Origin of the sequence: Pseudorhodobacter sp. W20_MBD10_FR17, from assembly GCF_052119765.1 — a bacterium.
In the GTDB taxonomy this organism is placed as follows: Bacteria; Pseudomonadota; Alphaproteobacteria; order Rhodobacterales; family Rhodobacteraceae; genus Pseudorhodobacter.
Window position 1 is genome coordinate 109,498 of record NZ_JBGQOQ010000008.1, and the last position, 21,531, is coordinate 131,028.

Here is a 21,531-nt window from a genome sequence, read left to right on the forward strand (position 1 = left end):
TCCTTGCAGCGCGGTGACTGTGGCCGCCGGCAGAGCCTCCGGCGGGGATATTTTTAAACAGATGATAGTGCCGATGGAAGGGGCTTATTCCGCCGCCTTCATCTCAAATCCTTTTTCGATCATATCGGACGGGGCGATTGGGTATTCGCCCGAGAAGCACGCGTCGCAATATTGCGGCTCTTTGGCATTGCGGCCCTTTACCTCGCCCGCGGCGCGGTAAAGCCCGTCAAGCGAGACGAATTTCAGGCTATCGACGCCGATCCAATCGCGCATTTCTTCCTCTGACATAGTGGCGGCGAGGAGCTTGGAGCGTTCGGGCGTGTCAACGCCGTAAAAGCAGGGCCATGCAGTGGGCGGAGAAGCGATGCGGAAGTGAACCTCGGCGGCACCTGCGTCCAAGATCATATCTTTGATCTTGCGCGAGGTGGTACCACGGACTACGGAATCGTCCACCAGAATGACCCGTTTACCTTTGATCAGCGCGCGGTTCACGTTGAGTTTCAGACGCACACCCATGTTGCGGATTTGCTCGGACGGCTCAATAAACGTGCGGCCCATATATTGGTTGCGGATGATGCCCATCGCATAGGGGATGCCGGATTCTTGGGAATAGCCGATCGCCGCAGGGGTGCCGCTATCGGGCACAGGGCAAACGAGATCGGCCTCAACCGGAGCCTCACGCGCCAGTTCCACGCCGATTTGACGGCGGGTTTCATAGATAGATCGGCCGCCGAGAATGGAATCGGGGCGCGAGAAATACACTTGTTCAAAGATACAGCCACGCGGTTTCATGCGGCGGAACGGGAAGTGGCTTTGAACTCCCTCTTTTTCCGAAATGACGACCATTTCGCCCGGCTCAATTTCACGCACAAACTCGGCGCCGATGATATCAAGTGCGCAGGTTTCCGAGGACAGCGCCCAGCCATCGCCCAGCTTGCCCAAGACCAGCGGGCGGACGCCCAGCGGGTCACGCACGCCCATCAGTTTGGTGCGGGTCATCGCGACAACCGAGAACGCGCCTTCGACTTTGCGCAGCGCCTCTTCCATGCGGTCGGGGATGTTGCGGCCCATAGAACGCGCCATCAGGTGGATGATGCATTCGCTGTCAGAGGACGATTGAAAAATCGAGCCACGCTCGATCAGTTCTTTGCGCAGAGCCAATGCGTTGGTGATGTTGCCGTTATGGGCAATCGCCGAACCGCCCATGGAAAATTCGCCAAAGAACGGCTGCACATCGCGGATCGCGGTGGCGCCTTTTGACCCTGCGGTCGAATAGCGCACATGGCCGATGCCGATGGTGCCCGGCAGGGTTTGCATGACGTCAGCTTTGGTAAAGTTATCACGGACATAGCCAAAGCGGCGTGCTGAACAAAAGCCTGCTTGGGGATCATGGGTGACGATGCCGCCCGCCTCTTGGCCGCGATGTTGCAGGGCGTGAAGGCCGAGGGCCACAAAGCTTGACGCATCGGCCATACCGATGACACCAAAGACACCGCATTCTTCATGCAGCTTGTCGCTGTCAAACGGGTGGGCGAGGAATGGGCGCATGGCAGGCTCCGAATCCGAGGGGGGCAATTGATGCCCCCCGTGTAGTCTCTCTGTTAGCGAGTGTCACGCCTTGATCTGGCAAAAAGGCGTCAGTTGCCTGCTGCAGGGGCCGTTGTTGGGGTGACGGCGGTTGCCGGTGCGCCGCAATCGCCTGTCAGGGCCTCATAGCGCTGAACGATCCAGCCGGGCGCATCCGATGGAATGGTTTCATCGATATTGGTTTGGAATGAGGCAAACACCTTGGCCGAGCGTGAATTATCCACCATTGGCATGGTGTTAGAGCCTACGGCCTTGTCATAGACGATAAAGGCCACGGCGACCAAAAGTACACCGCGCACCACGCCAAACAAAAAGCCAAGCCCTTGGTCCAGGCCGCCAAGGATGGAGCGCTGCACCAATGAGGATAGGAGCGGCGAGAACAGAGCGGCTATCACGAGGCCGATCGCGAACACGGCCGCGAAGGATGCGATGATCGACAACTCGCAGCTATCGGCCAGAAATTTACCAACCACAGGCAGTTCTTTGACCAAGGGTTGCGCCTGCGAGGCAAAGGCATAGGCCAGCACCGCAGCCCCCGCCCATCCGGCAATCGCCAGCGCTTCGCGGACCAAGCCGCGCGAATATGCCAGCACCGCCGAGAGTACGATGACGAGTGCAACCACACCGTCGATCATGGTAAAGCCTTCCATTGCCGTCTCCTTTTGGGGCGTTTAGCCAGCCCCGAAAATTTCGCCTACGAACGCCGTCAGGTCGGGCATTTGGCGTACTGCCATGCCTTCAACCCCGGCCATTTTGGACCGAGACGGCGCGATTGCCTGTGTGAAACCAAGTTTCATCGCCTCTTTCAACCGGTTTTCGGTCTGAGAGACGGGACGCAGTGCCCCAGACAGGCTGATTTCGCCGAAAAGAACCATATCTGGCGGAATTGCAACATCTTCGCGCGCCGAAAGCAGGGCAGCGGCGACGGCCAAATCGGCGGCAGGTTCGGAAACGCGCATCCCGCCGGCCACATTCAGGTACACATCAAGCCCCGCAAAGGGGATGCCGCAGCGTGCCTCTAGCACCGCAAGAATGGTCGATAGGCGGCCCGAGTCGAGGCCAACAACCGTGCGGCGCGGGGTGCCGAGGGGGGAGGGCGAGACGAGGGCCTGAATTTCGGTCAGCACAGGGCGCGTGCCTTCAATCCCTGCGAACACAGCCGAGCCGGGGGCGGGCTTGTCGCGGTCTGATAGAAACAGTGCCGAAGGGTTGGTGACTTGGGCCAGCCCGTCGCCCGTCATCTCAAACACGCCGATTTCGGCGGCAGGGCCAAAGCGGTTTTTGACCGCGCGCAAGATGCGAAAATGGTGGCCGCGCTCGCCCTCAAAATAGAGAACCGTATCGACCATATGTTCGACCACGCGCGGGCCTGCGATTTGGCCGTCTTTGGTGACGTGGCCGACCAGAATAATCGCCACGCCGCGCTTTTTGGCGAATGTCACCAGCTCATGCGCGGCTGAACGGACTTGGCTAACCGATCCGGGGGCGGAATCGACCGTATCAAGCCACATGGTTTGAATGGAATCGATGATGCAGAGGCCCGGGCGTTCGGCATCAAGCGTTGTCAGAATATCGCGCAGGTTGGTTTCGGCCCCTAAAATAACCGGCGAGTCGGCAAGGCCCAGACGCTGCGCGCGCATCTGAACTTGGGCCGTGGCCTCTTCGCCCGAGATATACATGGATTTCACGCCGTTGCGGGCAAAGGCAGCAGTGGCTTGCAGCAATAGCGTTGATTTGCCGATGCCGGGATCGCCGCCAACCAAAATCGCCGATGCCTCGACCAATCCGCCGCCCAAAACGCGGTCGAATTCGTCCATGCCAGAGGTGGCGCGGCGGGGTGGGGCGGATTGGGTTGCGAGATCGGTGAGGGCGATTGTGCGTCCCTTACCGCCAAGCGATTTGGGGCCAGCGGACAGCGGGGCCTCTTCAATAACCGAATTCCAAGCACCACAGGATTCGCAACGCCCAGCCCATTTTTTATGGGCGGCGCCGCAGGATGTGCAGGTGAAGGCCGAGGATGATTTTGCCATATGCCTTGATGCAACGATGGGACCAAAGGCGCAAGCTGTTTGCGATACTCGGGCTTGCGAATTTTCGAATAAAAGTCGGGTATTGCCCTAGCGTTTTGCGCCGAAGATGGAAACCGTTAGCGAGGCCAGAACGCAGCCAGTGAACAAATACAGCCCCCACGCCGTTTCAACCCGCGCCAGCCCGATGCCTTTGATCAAAATAATATAGAGCGCGATCAGGAATATATCGGCCATCGCCAGCTTGCCCAAGATATGCAGGGCGGGTGCCATGCGGGGGGACAGCAGGTGAAACTGCATCAGCGCCAGCCCGATTGTTTTCAGATAGGGCGCAAAGATTGCAAAGACCGTAACCACCAGCGCCAAACCAACATCCTTTTGCCAAAGCGCCTGTAGGCCCGAGACAACCGATATTTCGGACAGATCAAAGAATGGCAGCAGGCCTGCACGAAGCAGCGGGGCAAACCAAGACAGCGGAAACAGAACCAGCAGCGCCAAGTTTACCGCAATTAGGACATACCGCACTTCTTTTACCACCTTGGCCTTTGATCTTGCGCGGCAACTTGGCGGCTGTGGTGCGGCGCGTCAAGCTGCCGCTATTGTTTTTGCGGTCCGATAGAGGGGTGGGTGGGGTGTTTGGGCATGGCCACGATATTGGCCTCGCGCATGCCTTCGACATCATAGCCCAGCGTTGGCAATATATCGCGCAGGTCATTTTCCAGCGCACGCATGCCTTTGCTGTTTTCGCGCTCGCCCGACTCTATATCAGCAATCCATTGACGGATTTCATCGCAGGTGGTGCGGGCCAGTTTCAGGCGCTCTTGGGTTTGGGCGACCTCTTCTTGGCGCTGCTTGATGAATGTTTTGGCACGCTCAACCCGTTCAATAGAATAGATCCGTGCAAGGTCGCGGGATTGATGGCTCATCTGTGCCGCGATTTCCAACAGCTCGGGTTCCAGATGCGACAGGTCGGGATGTTTGCGCAAATACTCCATCCGTTTGCGCATGTCTTCAAACTCCGACGACAGGGAAAAAACCGAGCGGCGGTCGGCGTTGTGAACCACCTCATAGGCGCGGCGCACGTCATCCATCGAAACCTGGAACGCGCGGTGCGACCGTTCCAGCCGGGCCATGCGGGTATTTGCGGGCAGGAAAAAGCACACCATAATAAGGAATGCGGTCATGCCAAGCTGTCCATACATGCCTGCCGAGGGGATATACTGCCCCCCCCAGCGCAGCGAAAGCTCGGGCCAAGGCAGGGCGCCAAAAACTGCTGCCACACTGACCGATACCATCGCGATGGTGGCGCCGATCAGAATGACATGGCTGATCACTTGCATCGCATGCTGCATATGACGCAACAGCGATTGCTGTTGGATGAAAATAATACCCCCCCGAGTATAGCCAATATTCCGCCAAACAGGCGTAAACTGTACTGTAAATCAACGGTAAAATGGAAAAACGTCCGGATTTTGCTGCAATCCATGCCGCATGCACTGCATTGTTTCGATTTCAGCAACAAGGTTCGCCAAAGGGTTGTATTTTTAAGGCATTAGAAAAAGGAAAACGGCGTCAGCGTTGCCAATAGCGCGAGCCAGAGGTTTAGGCATGCAGCGATTCCCAGATCAGCGCTGCGCCGGACGAGCGGGTCGTGGCGCAGTTTCCACAGTACAATTATTGCCGCAAAAAGGCAGAGGCTTGCGCCAATGAACAGGTCTTGTGCGTAGGAGAAAACGAATTTTTGTTGGAATTGCATCAAGCTGCTGGGCATAAATGCCAAAGCACCGGTTAACAGCAAAAGCGTCATAGCCAAGGCGCGGTGCCGCCCTTCGCCCAAGCCAACAATCGCGGCCCAAGCCAAAAACAGCATGCAGGCAATGCCAGAGCCGATAAACCAAATCATAACGGCTTGTCCCTCGGCCATTACCACGTCCCGTAGGGTTTGGGGCGCGCTTGTGCCGGTGGCCGTTGCATTTGGGGAAAACCTTTCGTCGGAAATAGGCTTTGGTTAGCTGCGCCCTGTGCCTTCGATATAACGGCGGGCATAGCGTGCGCCCAAACCGGTCAGAATTTCATAGCCGATTGTATCGCCAGCCTCGGCCAAATCATCGATGGTTTGATGTGGCCCGAGGATATCAAGCTTGCGCGGTATCTGTTCCAAATGAGAAATATCAACGGTAATCGCATCCATCGACACCCGGCCGACCACGGGGCAGGGCACATCGCCCGCCCAAAGCACGGCACGGTTGCCAAGGGTGCGCAGCAGGCCATCGGCATAGCCGCCTGCGACGGTGGCAATCAGGCTTGGGGCCTCGGCCACCCACGCGCAACTGTATCCCACGGTTTCGCCAATCGCCAATTCGCGGGTTTGGATGACCGGCAAAGACAGCGCGACGGTGGGCGCACAGGTCTCAAACGGCAGCCCGCCGTAAAGGCCGATGCCGGGGCGGGTCAAGTCAAAGTGATATTCGGGTCCAAGCAAAATGCCCCCCGTGGCGGCAAGCGAGCGCGGCACATCAAGGCCATCGGTCATCGCGTGAAACTCGGCCAGTTGGGCGGCGTTCATTTCATGCGCAGGGTCATCCGCGCAGGCAAGGTGACTCATAATCAATTCGGGGCCAGCATTCAGGACCAATGCAGCAACGGCCTCCCATTCGCCCTGTTCCATGCCGAGGCGGTTCATGCCGGTATCAAGCTGGATGCCAAAAGAATGGCCGGGCAGAGATTCAAGATGGCGGGTGATTTGATCGATCGAGTTGAGCATGGGCGTAAGATCCAGATCATGGATCATATCGGTGTCGCCCGCCATATGGCCGGAAAAGATAGAGATTTGCGGGCCTTCGCCAAGCGCTTGGCGGACCGAAGCACCTTCCTCGGAGCAGGCGACAAAGAAACGCCGCGCGCCGGCATGGGCCAATGCGCGGGCCACGCGCCCAGAGCCGAGGCCGTAGCCATCGGCTTTGACCACAGCACCGGTTTGGGTGCTGGCCCCTGATAAACGGTCTAGCGCGCGCCAGTTGGCGGCAATTGCGTCGAGGTCGATGGAGAGAGTTGCTGTGGCCATGGCGTTGTTTTGACTTCTTGTGGTGTTAGGTCAAGTGGGTTTCGTGATTTCGACGGGTTTTGCTGCCGATGCGATGGTGCCGCCGCGCTTGGTGTCATTGAGGCCCCCCGCGCGCGGCACTGACGTGGAGATGTGTTAACGGTGTGTCGCGCCTTTTCATGCTGTGCTTGGGGGCGGCTGGTAGGTATTTGGGCCAAGATGAAACCGGGTGTTGGCGGTTAGTAGCCGTTGTCGCTGCCCTCTTGCCACGCTTTGACGAGGTTGCCAAAGCGGGTGAAGCGGCCTTCAAAGCTGAGCTCGACCGAGCCGATGGGGCCGTGGCGTTGCTTGCCGATGATAACCTCGGCCTTGCCATGCACGCTTTCCATAACCGATTGCCATTGCGCCATTTTTTCCAGCTCATGGTCGCCCGGCTTTTCGCGTTCTTTATAATATTCATCGCGATAAACGAACATGACCACATCGGCGTCTTGCTCAATCGAGCCGGATTCGCGGAGGTCGCTGAGTTGCGGGCGCTTGTCTTCGCGGGATTCGACGTTACGCGACAGCTGGGACAGGGCAATCACGGGGATGTGCAATTCCTTGGCAATCGCTTTCAGGCCTTGGGTAATTTCCGACACCTCTTGGACGCGGCTTTCTTTGGACGAGCCTTTCAGCAGCTGAAGGTAGTCGATAATCAGCACATCCAGCCCGTGGGTGCGTTTGAGGCGGCGGGCGCGGGCGGCAACCTGTGAAATCGGCAAAGCGGGGGTGTCGTCGATATAGAGCGGGCAGGCCTCAAGACTTTTGGCGGCCTCAACAAAGCGGCGGAATTCTTGCTCGGTCATGTCGCCGCGGCGGATTTGCTCAGAGGGAACCTCGGACGCCTCGGACAAGATACGCGCGGCGAGCTGTTCGGCGCTCATTTCCAAGCTGTAAAAGCCGACCACGCCGCCTTCGGTCGCACCCTCGGTGCCATCGGGCAGGCGGCCGCGCTTGTAGGCTTTGGCCACGTTAAACGCGATATTGGTGGCGAGCGAGGTTTTGCCCATCGACGGACGCCCCGCAAGGATGAGCAAATCCGACGGGTGCAAACCGCCAAGCTTTTTATCAAGATCAATCAGGCCGGTCGAGATGCCCGCCAGCCCGCCTTCGCGCTGATAGGCGGCGTTGGCGCTGTTGACGGCTTCGGTTACCGCCTTGAGAAAGCTTTGAAAACCGCGTTCAGCAACGCCTTGTTCGCCCAGCTTGTAAAGCCGTTGTTCGGCCTCGATGATTTGTTCTTTCGGCTCGGACGCCACCTCAACCTTGGCAGCTTTGGCGGCGATATCACGGCCAAGGCCGATCAGCTCGCGGCGGACGGCAAGGTCATACAGCATCTGTGCGTAGTCGCGCGCGGCAAAGCTGGAGATCGCGGCACCAGCAAGGCGGGCAAGGTAGGAAGGCCCGCCAAGTTCCTTAAGGCCTGCGTCATCCTCAAGAAACGCTTTCAGCGTGACCGGAGAGGCAAGGGCGTTTTTCTGAATGCGGGCGGCGGCGATTTCAAATATGCGGTTGTGGACCGGATCGTAGAAATGCTCGGCTTTCACAAGGCTAGAGATTCGGTCGTAGACATCATTGTTCGTCAGAATCGCGCCGAGTAATTGCTGCTCCGCCTCGATGTTATGGGGCATAACGTCGCCTTCAGCTTGCGCCGGAAGTGATTGTTTGATCGGTGCGACCTCATTCATAGCTGACCCCTTGGTTGTCCGGCTTGTCTTTTAGCCTAGGTTCAAACCGACAGAAACCCCCATGGCGTGGTGGATAACAGGCGGGATAACCCTGTGGATAACGGCTTGAGTTGCGTTATTTCATGCGGACCCTACCACATATTGGGGTGCGGCGCTGGTTTTTTGGCTGTAACTGCGATTTTTGGCTAAGGTTTTGCAATTTCATCCCCAGAAATAAATCTGGGGATGAAATGCCGGAATTATCCTTTGCGTGCGTCCTGCCAGGCGCGGGGCGCGTTCAGGAAGCTTTCAACCTCGGTCAAAGTGGCGGCATCAAAGGCACCACTGGCGCGGGCCTCGGCCAGTACATCCCACCATGTGCAAAGGTGGTGCAGGGCCACGCCATGATCGGCAAGCTTTTGCGTGGTGTCGGGGAAAATGCCGTAATAGAAAATGACCGCAGTATGCGCGCAGGTCGCGCCCGTTTCGCGGATCGCATCGACGAAGGACAGTTTAGAGCCGCCATCGGTGGTCAGATCCTCGACCAACAACACGCGCTGGCCCTCGGTCATCACGCCCTCAATCCGCGCGTTGCGCCCGTAACCTTTGGGCTTTTTGCGCACATAGGTCATCGGCAGGGCCATGCGTTCGGCCACCAAAGCGCCAAAGGGGATCCCCGCAGTTTCTCCTCCTGCGATGTTGTCAAACGCCTCAAACCCTGCGTTACGCATCACAGTCACGGTCAGAAAATCCATCAACGTGCTGCGGATGCGCGGATAGCTGATCAGCTTGCGGCAATCGATATAGGTTGGGCTCGGCAGACCCGAGGCAAGAGTGAACGGCTCATCCGCGTTGAAATGAACGGCCTTGATTTCCAAAAGCATCCGCGCCGTCAGGCGGGCAATTTCTTCGGCGGGGGGAAAGCTGGAAGGGATCATAGAGGGGTCCTTTGTGTATCATCTATTCTCAAATATCCCCAGCAGAGCGCTCGGCTGCAGGTGTAAAAGCTTCCGGTGGGGGTGGTCGGAGGCGGATAGTCGAGATATCTATTTGAAGTCATGGGGTTGGGTGTTTCCAGCTCCGGTGTGCCGCATATATGTGTCATATATTTGGCCTGCTGACTACGGCTTTTCGCCGCTTTGGGGGGCAATTGGGGGCACAAACCTTCATCTTTTCGGTCGTGGGCAATGCTTTCTAGTGGCTGTGGCGTATTCTGAGGTTTTCGAACGAAATCTGTATGGTCCAGCCCTTTTTTCGCAGATGTGAACGGCAGGAGGCCTATGTAATTACACGAAAACTGGCTGCTGAGCGCGATCAGTACATATGCTGATATGTTCAAAGCGGGCCATCCATGAAGCTGTGCACTCTTTTCTATGCCAGTGATTGGAGGCAGAACGAGAAATGGCCACGTGTTTCAAGAGTTAGGTAACGGAAGCCCCAGTCCATATCGTGGCAAAACTTTGCGACGGCTTCGACGACACCGTAAGGTACGGAGTCGATTACGTTTCCAGAGCAATAGTCATGCCCTGCAATAAAGCCCCCTGGTTTCACCAATGCAGCACTGATTTGAAGTTCTGCCAGTGTCGTGGGGTAATTGTGATTGGTGTCAATATACACCCAGTCGAAAAGCCCGTGGGGTAACTCTGCCAGCACGTCTGTCGATAGCCCTTGCTTGATCACAATCCGGCCATTCTCAATCTGATCGCCCAAGTCAGATCGAATTTTTTCAAGTCCTGCTTGATATCTCTCTGTCGCCCATGCGTCGATCAGATATAATTGTGAAGGCGCAGCCCTTGCGAGGATTTCGCGTGTGTAATCGCCAAATGCGACACCAATTTCGGCGGCAACACCGCCCTTTGGAAAAAGGTCCAAAAGCATATTTCGATCAGGAAGCAGCTCGCAGGCGGCTGTGTGTCGCCTTTCAAGCGTAGTATGCGCCATAGCATTTTTCAGTTCGCGACGCTTTTCTGCTGTATCCATGACATTTCCCTAAAACTGATCCGTTGTGCAATTGGCGCTGTGATGACAGGTTTCGCCCACACTAAATAATGATCTCAAGATCCCAAAACTGCTTCAGTTGTGCGATGCAGGCCGCGCGCGCATCGGCATCTGCGCCCGCAACCCGTTCGACCCTGAAACCAAACCTTTCGAATCCGGCATTGTGTTGATGAGACAAGATGATCACCTCACATTCTTTTTCGATGGCCAAAGCAGCGTAGCGTGCGGCCAAATTTTTTGCTTTGTCGCCCGCAATCGGGCCGTCGTGATCGGCAAGCAGCACCCCGATTGCGGGCCGCGCGATAGGCGGTAAAGGGGGAATTGCCTGCTGATGATCGTTACAGGCGAAAACAACTGCACCTGGGATACCGAAGCATAGTGGGTTCAGACTGGCCAAAACCGCGTCAATATTGATTGGGCTTGGACAAAAGCAACGTCCCAAAACCTCTGACCAGCGGGCAGCGGCGCTGTCGGCCAGAAATGCGGCATCATTGCGGTTCGCGTTGCTCATCGCATGACCTCCTGAATATGTTTTGCTGCGGCGTGCATCCCGGGTTCGGGCAATTCCAGCGCGCGCAAGCTTTCTTTCAATGCGGCCCCACGCCAATCAATACAGTCGTCGATCGCCTGTGTTAGCTTGAGCAACTCCCATGGTTCGATCAGGATCGCAACGTCACGCTCTGCCGCCGCTTGTGCGCGGGCGCGCTGATCATCCATGTAACTGGCCATTTGGGGAATAAAGATCGTTGGAGTTTGCGCATATAACGCCTCGTGAAACGAATTATAGCCCGCAGCAGATACGAAAAGATCCGCAATCGGAATGAGTGCGCTTGCGTGAATAGATTGCACGACCCTTGTGTTGCGATAGTTGACCGCAGCATCTCTATCCGGATACCATCTGTCTCGGGCAAGATGTCTTGCGCGATCCATCCCGCGAGCATCCCATAATCATAGGGCCCTGAAATGATTTCCTTAATCGCGCTCCGCCAATCACGATCCCGTGTCGCCTCTATCATCGGGATGCCCGCAGCGAATAAATTGGCAAACCGCATTTGAAATCGGGGCCAAGCCGTGGGCGCGCCCCCTAAAACGCATAGGTCAAAGCGTGCGGCAAGGGCCTGCGGAAGCAGCTCGCCCAGATGCCAAACCGGCATATCAAAACCGAAATCTTTGACCCACTCATTTTTACCTTTGCCATCAGTTAAGAGTTCAAAATCCAAGCTTCGTGATTGCCCGAGGTGGCAAATGGCCGCGCGGGTATGTTCATTTTGCAAATCTGGAAAGAGCAGCCCCACGCGCGGGCGGCTTCGAAGCGCGGGTTTCAGGGGCGCAGAAAAAATTGGGATGTCGGATTGAGGTAATCCGAAATCCTCCATCACGTCGATGACGGTCGCTTCGCGGGTCAGGATGTACGCCAGACGCGACTGCGCTGTAATACGGGCCTGGCGATTTTCGAATTTGCCAAAGGCGATGCATGGAATATCGGTCTTTCCGACCAGACGTCGCAACCTGCTATAGCATGCGTCGTCCATCTCATGCGCCATCAGTACAATGATGCTGTCGCCCGGTATCGGTTGTGCCGTGGTCGCGAAGGATGAAAAATCAAATTTATTTGCCGCTTTCAGGTCTAATGGCAGACTGTCTTGTGCAACGACGACGGCAAGTCCATTTGCGCGGGCCTGTGCAAGAAAAACCGCCAAAGCGTCAATCGCGCCGCTTGACGTGCTGCCGGATTCACAAAATATCATACATAGCCTCTATGTCGGATGTCGCAGTTGGTCTTGCCTTTGTATCCAGCATCAATGCGTGGATCTGAGTGCGGAAGGCGTCCGCGCTCAACTGTTCCAACGCTTTCTGTCCACGCGCGACCTGCGCGTGATATTGCGTCGGGTCAGCGATCATACGTGCAACAATTGCGTCAACCATATCAGGGTGCGCGGCGACGACGCCATCACCAAATGTCGCCGCCGTTTCGGGGTTTGATATGACGACTTTGCCGGCGGCAATTGCCTCGGCGATAACCCTGCCAAAGCTTTCTTGCCAAAGCGGGCTGGTAAAGTAGACAAAAAAATCAATGGTTTGCAAAAAATCATCGACGGGCTCGCCGCCGAAAGGGACCAAGTCCCAGCACTGAGGCGTTTCTTCGCCAATCAGGCTATCAGCCCCCAAAATGCGGACAGCTTCAGCACTGGCCGGAAACATCTGTTTTAAAACATCCAAACGCGGGAATTTCTCGGCACCTGCCCCTTCACGTTGCGTAAATGCAGGCAACAAAGGCCGAAACCCCAAGTTTTCCGGGCATCGGTCAGACCCGTCAGCAGATCGGCGATCTTTTCGTTCTCGGCGCGCAACTTCGGGGTGAGCGATAGCAGGTCTCGCTCACCCCGAATGCGCGGCAGGCAACGGCGATGCTTGCCCCACGTCGCGCCACTGAATTCTCGGCCATCTCGCGGCGTTGACCCACAGAAAATGCCTGCATTTGCCTTCCGAGCAATGGACGGCCCGGTCACTAATGGGATGGTCCACCCCGGACCCTAGCGTATGCTCTTGTTGCATCGCCAAACAAAAAGAGAGAAAGGATGCGAACCAAACCACTCCCGGAAACCTTTGCCTATGGGATCGACATTGGCAAAAAGGTGTTCCACGTTGTTGCCGTCAATCGTGAGGGCGGCGTAATTCAGCGCGCCAAATTTTCGCGAGAGGCGTTGCAATCCTTTTTCGATTTGGCACCCAAAGCCTTGATCGGCATGGAGGCTTGTCCCGGCTCACAATGGCTGGCTCGAAGGTTGATCGAGATAGGACATGATGCCCGCATCATCCCAGCGCGGTTCGTAAAGCCATATGTGAAGTCAAACAAGACCGACGCGGTGGACGCGGCAGCTATTGCCGAGGCGGTGACCAAGCCGACCATGTATTACCCGGCATGAGATGCAGGCATCGCCGAGAGGGCGATTTGTTACAGTGCGCACACCGGAACAAGTTGATCTGCAGGCTTTGCATCGAATCCGTGACCGGCTTGTCGGGCAACGAACGGGATTGATGAACCAAGCAAGAGCATTCTGCATCGAATATGGGCTTGCCATGCGGGTCGGGGCCTGCGGCTTTCATGCAGATATCCGTCAGCATCTGGGCAATCAAGATAATGATCTGACCCAAAATATGCGGGGGCTCCTGAACGATCTTCTGGATGATCTTGCTTACATCGAGAACCGGGTTGGTCTTGTCGCGGTTTGATGCCGCTCCTTTGATAGCATTTACTGCAACAAAGGAGACGAGCTATGGGACATGGACGAACGGACGAATTCCACAAAGATGCGGTGCGTATCGCACTGACTAGCGGGCTGACGCGGAAACAGGTGGCTGACGATTTGGGCGTCGGAATGTCGACGCTGAACAAGTGGATCACGGCGCACCGGGACACGGATGTGGTGTCGCATGAGGATCGCGAACTTGCGCTTGAGAACGAACGGCTTCGGCGCGAGAACCGCATACTTCGCGAGGAGAGGGACATCCTAAAAAAGGCCACCCAGTTCTTCGCGAGCCAAAAGCCGTGATGGCGTTGCCCGGCAACTGTTTACCTGCAAACCGTGAGAGGGTTCAGGTTCGTCGAGGAACATCGCATCAGCTTTCCAACAGATCGGTTGTGTCAGGTTATGAACGTCAGCCTTCGTGGCTTACGAGCATTTCGCAGCCGCCCCGCCAGCCGTAGGCAGCGCACAGACATGGTCGTTCTGGCCCACTTCAAGGAACAATCGCGCCTGAGCCTTGGCAGCTATGGCAGGCCTCGGATGACGGAGGAACTGAAAGAGGTTGGGGTAGATGTTGGTCATCCATTGCCGGCAGGTGATTGCACGCAATCACCGAGAGGGTCGGGCGGTTGATGCGTGACAACGGGATCGTCGTTGAAAGAACACGTAAATTCAAAGTCGAGGAGGGTCAGGAAATGATCCGGTGGATCATTTCCCCGACGAGGCACGAACAGCGATCACACATTCAACATCGCCCCGAACCTGCTGGATCGCGATTTCTATGCGCCCGAGCCAAACCAGAAATGCCCTTACAGCGATGCAAGCATCGCTTACCGGGTAACAGGCCGGTGATATCAGTTACATCTTGACCCGCGAGGGGTGGTTGTATCTGGCCGTGATCCTGGACCTGCATTCGCGGCGCGTCATCGCCCTGCGTGATTTGCACGCAAATCCCTTTCGGGTAACAGCTGGGCCGTCAGCAACCGCATGAAACGCGACCTGGCGATCCGGGCGCTGAGGATGGCCATTGCCTTACGAGCCCCGTCTAGGGGCTGCATCTTCCACAGCGACAGGGGCAGTCAATATTGTTCGCATGACTATCAGAAAATCCTGCGAGAGCATGGGTTCAAGGCGTCCCCTCTCGCGTATGTAAACATACGCTGCCGGGCAGCGAATGAGCGGCAAAGGCAACTGCTATGACAATGCCGCCGTCGAAACATTCTTCAAAACCATCCCTCTCAGCCATTGCTGCGCAATAGCTTGCCGGGCAGCGCAAGGCAGAGCTGATCTGGCGGAACCGCTGGGAAACCCGTCGCCAGGCCGAAACCGCCATATTCCAATACATCAATGATGGGGTGGATGCCCCACCCGGCGGCATCACAATGTGCCAGAATGATAGCAGCTTAAACTGTCATATAAAGGAAGATCATCCATGGAAAATCTTAGCATAGTAGGAATTGATTTAGCAAAACGGAGCTTCCAACTGCACGGGGCTGCCGCTGATGGTTCTGTCGTGTTCCGCAAGAAATTGTCGCGCCCTCAGCTTATCGCGTTCCTGAGCGAGATTCCAAGGTGCATTGTTGCGATGGAGGCTTGTGCCACATCCCATTATTGGGGGCGAGAGATTGGCACGCTTGGCCACGAGACGCGTCTTATCCCACCTGTTTACGTTAAGCCATTTGCGTCCGACGATGCGCTAAGTCTCGGTCAAAAGTGCCGAACAGCAGGCGCATGGCATGGTCTTTCGAACACGCGATTTATTTGTCCGCCAACGCTCCCAGTTGGTAAACGCGTTGCGGGGGCATTTAGCAGAATATGGTGTCGTCATCGCTCAAGGGATGGTTCAGTTTAGACGTATGATAACCAGTTTTGATGAAGTTGCGCCTGACCTACCGACAGAAATCTTAGGCCTTTGCCAAGCATAAATTGATCAGATCGCTCTTTTTGACGAAAGGATTGGCGCGCTGGATCATGAGATCAAAGGCCGGGCAAAAACAGATGAAGCAACGTCACGGCTCATGACGATCCCCAATGCTTCGCATTGCCTTGATACAATCAAACGCGCTTTAATGAAGGCAATTTTGCATCGGGGTTTTTAAGAAGTGCCTGTAGTTCCGCATTGCCACCAATGAGCGTTTGATCCACGAAAATCATTGGGAAGGTTGCCCAGCCCGACCACATCTTGAGTGCAAGTCGTTTGTGCCACTGTGAAGTGTAGCTGCCATATTCTAGGTAGGTGAATTCAACTCCTGCTTCTTGCAAGGATTTGCGTGCCTTTTTGACGACGGGGTTTTGTTTCATACCGACGACGACAACACCATTCGCAGCTACCGCCTGGCTGACCTCTTGCACAATGTCGCTATGATACGCGCTGACTGTTTCGCTGATTGCAGGGTGGATCGCGTCTGGGCTAAGCAGTGGGCGCATTCAAAAAACTTTCTGGTAATTCCGTTGGGTGATTGTGACTTATATAAACTTGTAAAACACCTAAAGCGCCAAACATATCTTTGATCCTTCCACACAGCATATTCATGAATGTCTTGATCTTGTGGGTGGGATGCACCGCCGCTACTGATGCGGGGCGCCGCTCACGGCCCTTAGCGTCCGGGCACACGTGGATCGTCGGCCAAAGCGTTTTCCGAATGCGCTTGCTGAGCAAAACCAACAATTGCAACGCCTGTTCCAAGGGCAATCATCAGCCCAAGCAAACTGGCTTTCATAATGGGCTTAGGTTTGCTCGGCGAGGGCCGACAGCGGCAAAAGCGTACTGAGGATTGCGGTTGATGATCGAAGCATTGCTAAGGCCCTCGTTTATCTTGGTTTTGGTGGTTGGTGCGGCCTATGCCGCACCGACTTGATGCGAACTCTCAGCCCGCGCCACGCACGAGCCGCACATAGTTCAGCACGCGCACCGCATCGCCTTGTGGACCGAACCCTTCGGGATAATCAGCCGCATCGCCGATCTTGGGATCGGAGCGTTGCGCGCCTGCGCCATGTACATCGGTCCAACCGTTCATGAAGCCCATAGCACGACCAAAGCTGACATAGGCGGCGTGAATGGCGGGCCGCGCAGTCCCATTGAGATGCGTGGTCGAACTCCAATAGAATGGGTAGTCGGTCTGGCCGGCTTCGTTCACGATTTCGGTCACCTCGAACATCGGGTCGATGGCCGCCGAACCGCTCGTGTCAGGTGCGCGGCCGTAGTCCACCAATCCTTGCAATTCTTTGACGTTCGGCAGCCGCCAGTCGTGATGACCGAGATGCGTCTCGGCGTTCCTCTCTTCGGCCCATGCCAGCGCTTCTTCCCAGCCGAGCGCTGTGCCGCTGTCGGCCTGCGTCCACATCAGGCCGCTGGTGGCATCAGTAATGGTGCCATCGCCATTGTCTCCCAGATTGGGCACGCCGTAGCCGGTGTTGCCGCGCACAAACATCACGTAAAACAACTTTTCCTTCCCGGCCGAGCGTATTGGGTAGCCCTTGATCCGGCCATCCGCAAAATTCACGCCGAACATAGGCGTGTCACGCCCGTGCATCGTGGTCGCAGTGTAAAGCGTCGCGGATGCCATCTGTGCGTCGATCAGGCGGTCGCCCGCATCCAGATCGCCATAGCCGAAGTTGAAAACGCCCGTGTCTATAAATGGCGCGGGATCGGAGAGGATCGCATCCGTAGCGCCGCTTGGGTCCACCCCCCGAAAATCCATAAGCGAATAAAGCTCTTTAATGCTCGGCAGCCGCCAATCGTCATATCCAGCCAACTCGAAAGCCTTTGCCGCCGCAAGCGCGTCATCAAGGGACAGCTTGTCGGCAACATCAATCACACCGTCGCCGCTCAGATCCGGCGTTTGGGTCCACATCAGGCTGGTGACGGTGTCGGTGACCGTGCCACCACCGTTGTTGGTATAGCTTTGCTGTGACCCTTCGTGCTGGGCGTCTTGGCCGTAAAACGCCTCACCCGGCGCGGGGCAGTCGATGGCCTGTGTGGCGTTGTAGCAGGTCGTTTGCATCGTATCGGGGATGGGGAAAACGGCTTGGGCGAAAGCCGGAGCCGCCGTCAGAAGAAGTGTTGAAAGTAGTGTTTTTTGCATGATTTCAGGTCCTATGGCGTGGGTTCAAGAACGGATCAGCCCTGTTCTGGCCAAGTATCAAAGGGTTGTTTTTCAAGCTGCATCGCACCATCAGCAGCGCGATAGATATTGACCCAAGCGCGCCAATTCACATCGTCAATCTCGGGGTAGTCCAACCGGTAGTGGCTGCACCGGCTTTCGGTGCGAAACAGCGAGGCGCGCAGTTTCATCTCGGCGCTCAGGATCATGTTGCGGGTCTCATGTGCCAGTCGCAGCTCGTGCATGTTGGCCGCCCGCAGCATCGGCGCGTGGTGGTCGCGTAACTCTTCAATATAGGCGAGTGCGGCCTGCATCATCGATGCCTTTTTGATGTATAGAACGAAGTTCGGGATCATGATGCCTTGCAGCGTTTGCGTAACCCATGCTGGGCCATACCCCGTCTCGCGCCGAAGTGGGGCAAGGATTTCATCGGTGATTTCGCTTAGGCGTTCATCGCTGATCACTGGTGTAGCCACGGTGCCGGCGTATGAAGCCGCCGCCTCGCCCGCGATGGCGCCCTGCACGGCGGAACCGGCAAGCGACGAGCCGATCTGCGTATAGATGCCGCCCGCCATGTGGCTGCCAAGCGCGTCGCCTGCCGCATAGAGCCCCGCGATATTGGAGGCGCAGCGGTCATCGAAAGGCACCAGCCCTTCGGATTTGTGGATCGACATGCCTGCGGACGCACCGCCGACATTGGACCCCGCCGAAAATCCGGGCGGTGCCCCTCCCGGCGCGCCGCCTTTGCCCGAAGGGGGGCCGTCGCCACCAGCACCGCCTGAGGGTGGAAGACGCCCCTGAAATTCTTGCGGCACATATGGCCCGCCTGCAATCTCGACCGCATCGGGATCTGGCGGCGCACCCGGCCCGCCCGCAACGGGATTACCGCCCATATAGGCCTGATAGTTAATGTCGACGCCCAGATCGTGATGCACTTCGACGCCGTTGGTGGACGGGGTCCGTTCAAACATATCGCCCCAGTTGTCGTAACAGGCGGCCGGATTGACGGTGCGGGTCGAATGGCCGTCGTTCCATTCCTTGCCCGTGACTTTCGCCCCGATGCGGTAGGCCATGACCGTGCCGTCATGGGTCAGATCGCCGAGCGGAAAGCCGTTGGGCTTGAACCCGCCCGCCCCTGTGCAAAGAATAACCGATTTGGCGCGGATGGTAACGGTTTCTTCAGCATCCAGTCGGAAACCGGCCGCCCCCGCGATGCGCCCGTTCTCTTTGATCAGGTGGGTGATATGCACCCGTTCTAGCAGCGGAATGTCGCGTTCTTCGATCGGGCGCATAAACGGGCGATTTGCAAGTGTCTGATCAAAAAAGCCCCAGTCGCGCAATTCCTGTGCGCGGGCCAGCGAATGATCCGCCAACTGCCGCGTGTATGTCGGGTTGTTCGTGCCAAGGGCCGAGCGCGACACCTTGTCGACGAACTCATCAATCGTGCCGCTCTCGGTTTCGGGATCAAACACAAAGAAACCCTTGCCGAATGGCGTGAGGCCACTAGACCCCAAACGCCCCTTGGAAACGATCATTGTCGCGGCCCCTGCATCATGGGCTTTGATGGCGGCAAACAGCCCCGCCATGCCGCCGCCGATCACCAAAACATCGGTGGCGTGATCGGTGTTGGTGATCGCGTCCACATCGATCTCGACAATGTTCTGCGCCCATGCCTGCATCCCGAGCGAGGCGATGCCTGCGGTTGCGCCGGATAGGGCTAGAAATTCGCGGCGTGTCGGGGCGATGGTGTCATCTTGCGCGCTCATGTTGCGGCTCCTTCAGAAACAGTTTTCTTGGGCGCGGCGCCCCAATAAATATGGGCCAGTATGGCAAAGCCCAAAGCGGCCAATGTGATGAAAAAGGCGGCCATGGCGATGTCGGTGTGGCGGCCCAGTGCAATCGAATGCCACAGGGCCAGGCCTGTGAACGTGACAGCCACCCCGCCATGGAAATACCGCCAACCGCGATACTTCAGCGTGAAACGCGGGATCAGCTTCCGGCGGAAAAACGCGGTGACACCGAGCACCAACAGCAGCACCCAAGCGAAAATGCCTAACACGACGCCAAGGTTGCCAAGATCGGTGATCATGGTCACGAAGGCGTCCCACGGCTTTATCCCGCCTTCCAGAATGCGCGGCAACACAATCAGCGCCGGATGCAGCAGGATGATCGCGACTGCGGAATAGGCAATGTATTTATGAAATTTCTGGATTTGCAGCGGCTTGAACAGGCTCAGCAGGGTTTCATTGCTTCGCGCCAGAAAGAACTGGCCCAACATCATCGTGAATGCCAACAGCGTCGCGATGGAAATCGCTTCTTTCAGGTAAGTTCGGCGCGGCGCATCGCCGAGCGTGTAGAACAAAAGCGGCAGCCCGACGAATACCGCGAGGCCAGCAATGATGGCATATGTTTGTGCGGAGAGCTTCATGATCAACCCCACGGCACGATGACAGGGATCGTTTTTTCCGGCGACATCTCAATGGCATCGACGGGGCAATACATCCGGCACAGGTGGCAGATCTGGCAGTCGGCGGGATAGGTGATGACAGCCTTGCCATGTTCCATGCGGATCACGTCGCAGGGACACGACTTCACGCATTCCTCGCAGCCTATACAGCCGTTGATACTTTTAATCGTCATGGGCAATCTCCTGAAATGAGGTGAACTCATCACGCCCACGGCGGCGCGGTGAGCAGGATATGGGTGAGGATGGCGTCAGCGGCGCAAAAGCCTCAATGTCGCGAATACCGTTGCAGGAATCTTCGTTTGGAGTGTCGAGGTCATGTGCTTGTCTCTTTGTATTGGCCCGCCCGATGTTTTGTGCACGTCAGCCGCTACGCAACCCAAGCTGGGACGCAGCCAACGCCGACTGGCGTCACAGACGTTTCTTCTTTTACGAACATGTAACCCGTTTCCGCCGCGCAGCAGCTCAAAGCTTGATATGAACCGGCGGGTTCGATTGGCCGTGTTACCGCAGGCAAATGTGACAAAGTGCGTTTTCGCGAGTGAACCAGAGCAGAAACCTTCCTAGCTGACGAACAGTGTTTCTTGCAGTCGACAATTAGTTAATATACTAACTATTGATATGAACATTGACCTACATCAATTTCACGGGCTTCTTCACAGCGCCAATCTGGTCGAGGCGGAGCTTCGCCGACATATTGCCCCACTCGGAATTCATCCGCGACAGGCCCAAATCCTTGATGCGATGGACCGCTTGGGCCCAGTTTCACAGGCCGATCTGGCGGCAGAGTTCGGCACCACCCCGGCCAGCATGAGCACAATGATGGACCGTTTGCTGGCAGCGGGTTACATCACCCGCACCCCAAATCCCGCCTCACGTCGCCAGAACGTGCTTGAACTGACAGAAAAGGGCAGAACGCTGCTCGACGGGATCGCTAAGGCTTGGACTGCGGTTGATGAAATCCTCTCGGCGGCCCTCGGCGAAAATGCGGCCGCCTTCTTTGCTCAGGCGCAGTATCTAAGAGACAAACTTGGCGCCAAAGTGCCGGGGGCCGCAAAGAAATCAGACAAGTAGTTATCTGTAGAACTACCAGTCCGGGTCACATTACGACCCAAACAAAAAGCGGCCGTTCATCCTAAGCGCAGCATTCGGTATAGGTTACATTAACTGGTTTAATGTAACCTATAGGGGGCATTGGGCAGCCTATCCCAACCAGAGCTGGCAACTTTTACAAAACCGTACTGAAAAACTTTTTCTGAAAATAATTTACGAACCCCTTTCTCTGCGAAATCACATGCTCAACTAATGGGGAGTGATGTGATATGGCGACGACCAGTGTACTCTGGGAGGGG

21 protein-coding genes and 2 pseudogenes are annotated in these 21,531 nt (G+C 56.6%); 4 read left to right on the plus strand and 19 right to left on the minus strand.

Features of this window, described 5'->3' with window-relative positions:
- Nucleotides 1-84 precede the first annotated feature (84 nt).
- The 14 genes and pseudogenes from purF to ACEN2J_RS07600 all read right to left on the minus strand — a co-directional run.
- Entirely contained in the window at nt 85-1,548 is a 1,464-nt protein-coding gene (purF, locus tag ACEN2J_RS07535; protein WP_442104603.1) for an amidophosphoribosyltransferase, read from the minus strand.
- An 89-nt stretch (nt 1,549-1,637) separates the two neighbouring features.
- A complete protein-coding gene (locus ACEN2J_RS07540) occupies nt 1,638-2,237 on the minus strand; it encodes a CvpA family protein (protein WP_442104605.1) in 600 nt (199 codons plus the stop codon).
- 21 nt (nt 2,238-2,258) lie between these two features.
- Entirely contained in the window at nt 2,259-3,617 is a 1,359-nt protein-coding gene (gene radA / locus ACEN2J_RS07545; RefSeq protein ID WP_442104606.1) for a DNA repair protein RadA, read from the minus strand.
- Nucleotides 3,618-3,704: 87 nt separating this feature from the next.
- Entirely contained in the window at nt 3,705-4,139 is a 435-nt protein-coding gene (locus ACEN2J_RS07550; protein ID WP_442104608.1) for a paraquat-inducible protein A, read from the minus strand.
- A gap of 71 nt (nt 4,140-4,210) precedes the next feature.
- The gene (locus ACEN2J_RS07555; RefSeq protein ID WP_442104610.1) at nt 4,211-4,954 is read right to left on the minus strand and encodes a DNA repair protein; all 744 of its coding nucleotides are present in this window, start codon (nt 4,952-4,954) and stop codon (nt 4,211-4,213) included.
- Nucleotides 4,955-5,166: 212 nt separating this feature from the next.
- Nucleotides 5,167-5,538, minus strand: a complete 372-nt coding sequence (locus ACEN2J_RS07560; protein ID WP_442104611.1) for a hypothetical protein — start codon at nt 5,536-5,538, stop codon at nt 5,167-5,169.
- An 84-nt stretch (nt 5,539-5,622) separates the two neighbouring features.
- Complete coding sequence (gene alr, locus ACEN2J_RS07565) at nt 5,623-6,678, minus strand: alanine racemase (protein WP_442104613.1); 1,056 nt, start codon at nt 6,676-6,678, stop codon at nt 5,623-5,625.
- 218 nt (nt 6,679-6,896) lie between these two features.
- Complete coding sequence (locus ACEN2J_RS07570; RefSeq protein ID WP_442104614.1) at nt 6,897-8,387, minus strand: replicative DNA helicase; 1,491 nt, start codon at nt 8,385-8,387, stop codon at nt 6,897-6,899.
- Between the two features lie 239 nt (nt 8,388-8,626).
- Nucleotides 8,627-9,304, minus strand: a complete 678-nt coding sequence (locus tag ACEN2J_RS07575; protein WP_442104616.1) for an orotate phosphoribosyltransferase — start codon at nt 9,302-9,304, stop codon at nt 8,627-8,629.
- Between the two features lie 433 nt (nt 9,305-9,737).
- On the minus strand, nt 9,738-10,346 hold the full coding sequence (locus ACEN2J_RS07580) for a class I SAM-dependent methyltransferase (RefSeq protein ID WP_442104618.1): 609 nt from the start codon (nt 10,344-10,346) through the stop codon (nt 9,738-9,740).
- A gap of 61 nt (nt 10,347-10,407) precedes the next feature.
- Nucleotides 10,408-10,875, minus strand: coding sequence for a hypothetical protein (locus ACEN2J_RS07585; protein WP_442104620.1), 468 nt, complete (start codon nt 10,873-10,875; stop codon nt 10,408-10,410).
- Entirely contained in the window at nt 10,872-11,294 is a 423-nt protein-coding gene (locus tag ACEN2J_RS07590; RefSeq protein ID WP_442104622.1) for a glycosyltransferase, read from the minus strand. The genes ACEN2J_RS07585 and ACEN2J_RS07590 overlap by 4 nt, the downstream gene beginning before the upstream one ends.
- An 804-nt stretch (nt 11,295-12,098) precedes the next feature.
- Nucleotides 12,099-12,638 (minus strand): hypothetical protein, encoded by a 540-nt coding sequence (locus ACEN2J_RS07595; protein ID WP_442104713.1) that lies wholly within the window; start codon nt 12,636-12,638, stop codon nt 12,099-12,101.
- A pseudogene (locus ACEN2J_RS07600) lies at nt 12,581-12,822 on the minus strand (IS3 family transposase); the annotation flags it as partial. The pseudogene ACEN2J_RS07600 and the gene ACEN2J_RS07595, both read right to left, overlap by 58 nt.
- A 121-nt stretch (nt 12,823-12,943) precedes the next feature.
- On the opposite strand from ACEN2J_RS07600, the gene ACEN2J_RS07605 reads away from it, so the two are divergent.
- The 3 genes and pseudogenes from ACEN2J_RS07605 to ACEN2J_RS07615 form a co-directional block, all read left to right on the plus strand.
- On the plus strand, nt 12,944-13,291 hold the full coding sequence (locus tag ACEN2J_RS07605; RefSeq protein WP_442104624.1) for an IS110 family transposase: 348 nt from the start codon (nt 12,944-12,946) through the stop codon (nt 13,289-13,291).
- A gap of 34 nt (nt 13,292-13,325) precedes the next feature.
- Nucleotides 13,326-13,598: a hypothetical protein gene (locus tag ACEN2J_RS07610; protein WP_442104626.1), complete on the plus strand. Its 273-nt coding sequence runs from the start codon at nt 13,326-13,328 to the stop codon at nt 13,596-13,598.
- 44 nt (nt 13,599-13,642) lie between these two features.
- Nucleotides 13,643-14,961, plus strand: a pseudogene (locus ACEN2J_RS07615) (IS3 family transposase); the annotation flags it as partial.
- A gap of 706 nt (nt 14,962-15,667) precedes the next feature.
- Here the strand turns inward: ACEN2J_RS07615 and ACEN2J_RS07620 are convergent.
- From ACEN2J_RS07620 to ACEN2J_RS07640, 5 genes are all read right to left on the minus strand, one after another.
- Nucleotides 15,668-16,039, minus strand: a complete 372-nt coding sequence (locus ACEN2J_RS07620; protein ID WP_442104628.1) for a glutaredoxin — start codon at nt 16,037-16,039, stop codon at nt 15,668-15,670.
- Between the two features lie 440 nt (nt 16,040-16,479).
- Nucleotides 16,480-17,697: a DUF1566 domain-containing protein gene (locus ACEN2J_RS07625; RefSeq protein WP_442104630.1), complete on the minus strand. Its 1,218-nt coding sequence runs from the start codon at nt 17,695-17,697 to the stop codon at nt 16,480-16,482.
- Nucleotides 17,698-17,732: 35 nt separating this feature from the next.
- The gene (locus tag ACEN2J_RS07630) at nt 17,733-19,481 is read right to left on the minus strand and encodes an FAD-binding protein (protein WP_442104632.1); all 1,749 of its coding nucleotides are present in this window, start codon (nt 19,479-19,481) and stop codon (nt 17,733-17,735) included.
- On the minus strand, nt 19,478-20,143 hold the full coding sequence (locus ACEN2J_RS07635) for a ferric reductase-like transmembrane domain-containing protein (RefSeq protein WP_442104634.1): 666 nt from the start codon (nt 20,141-20,143) through the stop codon (nt 19,478-19,480). Before ACEN2J_RS07635 ends, ACEN2J_RS07630 begins: the two co-directional genes overlap by 4 nt.
- Before the next feature lie 2 nt (nt 20,144-20,145).
- Nucleotides 20,146-20,355: a 4Fe-4S dicluster-binding protein gene (locus ACEN2J_RS07640; protein WP_442104636.1), complete on the minus strand. Its 210-nt coding sequence runs from the start codon at nt 20,353-20,355 to the stop codon at nt 20,146-20,148.
- A 445-nt stretch (nt 20,356-20,800) separates the two neighbouring features.
- Here ACEN2J_RS07640 and ACEN2J_RS07645 point away from each other — a divergent pair, with 445 nt between their 5' ends.
- Nucleotides 20,801-21,253 (plus strand): MarR family winged helix-turn-helix transcriptional regulator, encoded by a 453-nt coding sequence (locus ACEN2J_RS07645; RefSeq protein WP_442104638.1) that lies wholly within the window; start codon nt 20,801-20,803, stop codon nt 21,251-21,253.
- Nucleotides 21,254-21,531: the final 278 nt, after the last annotated feature.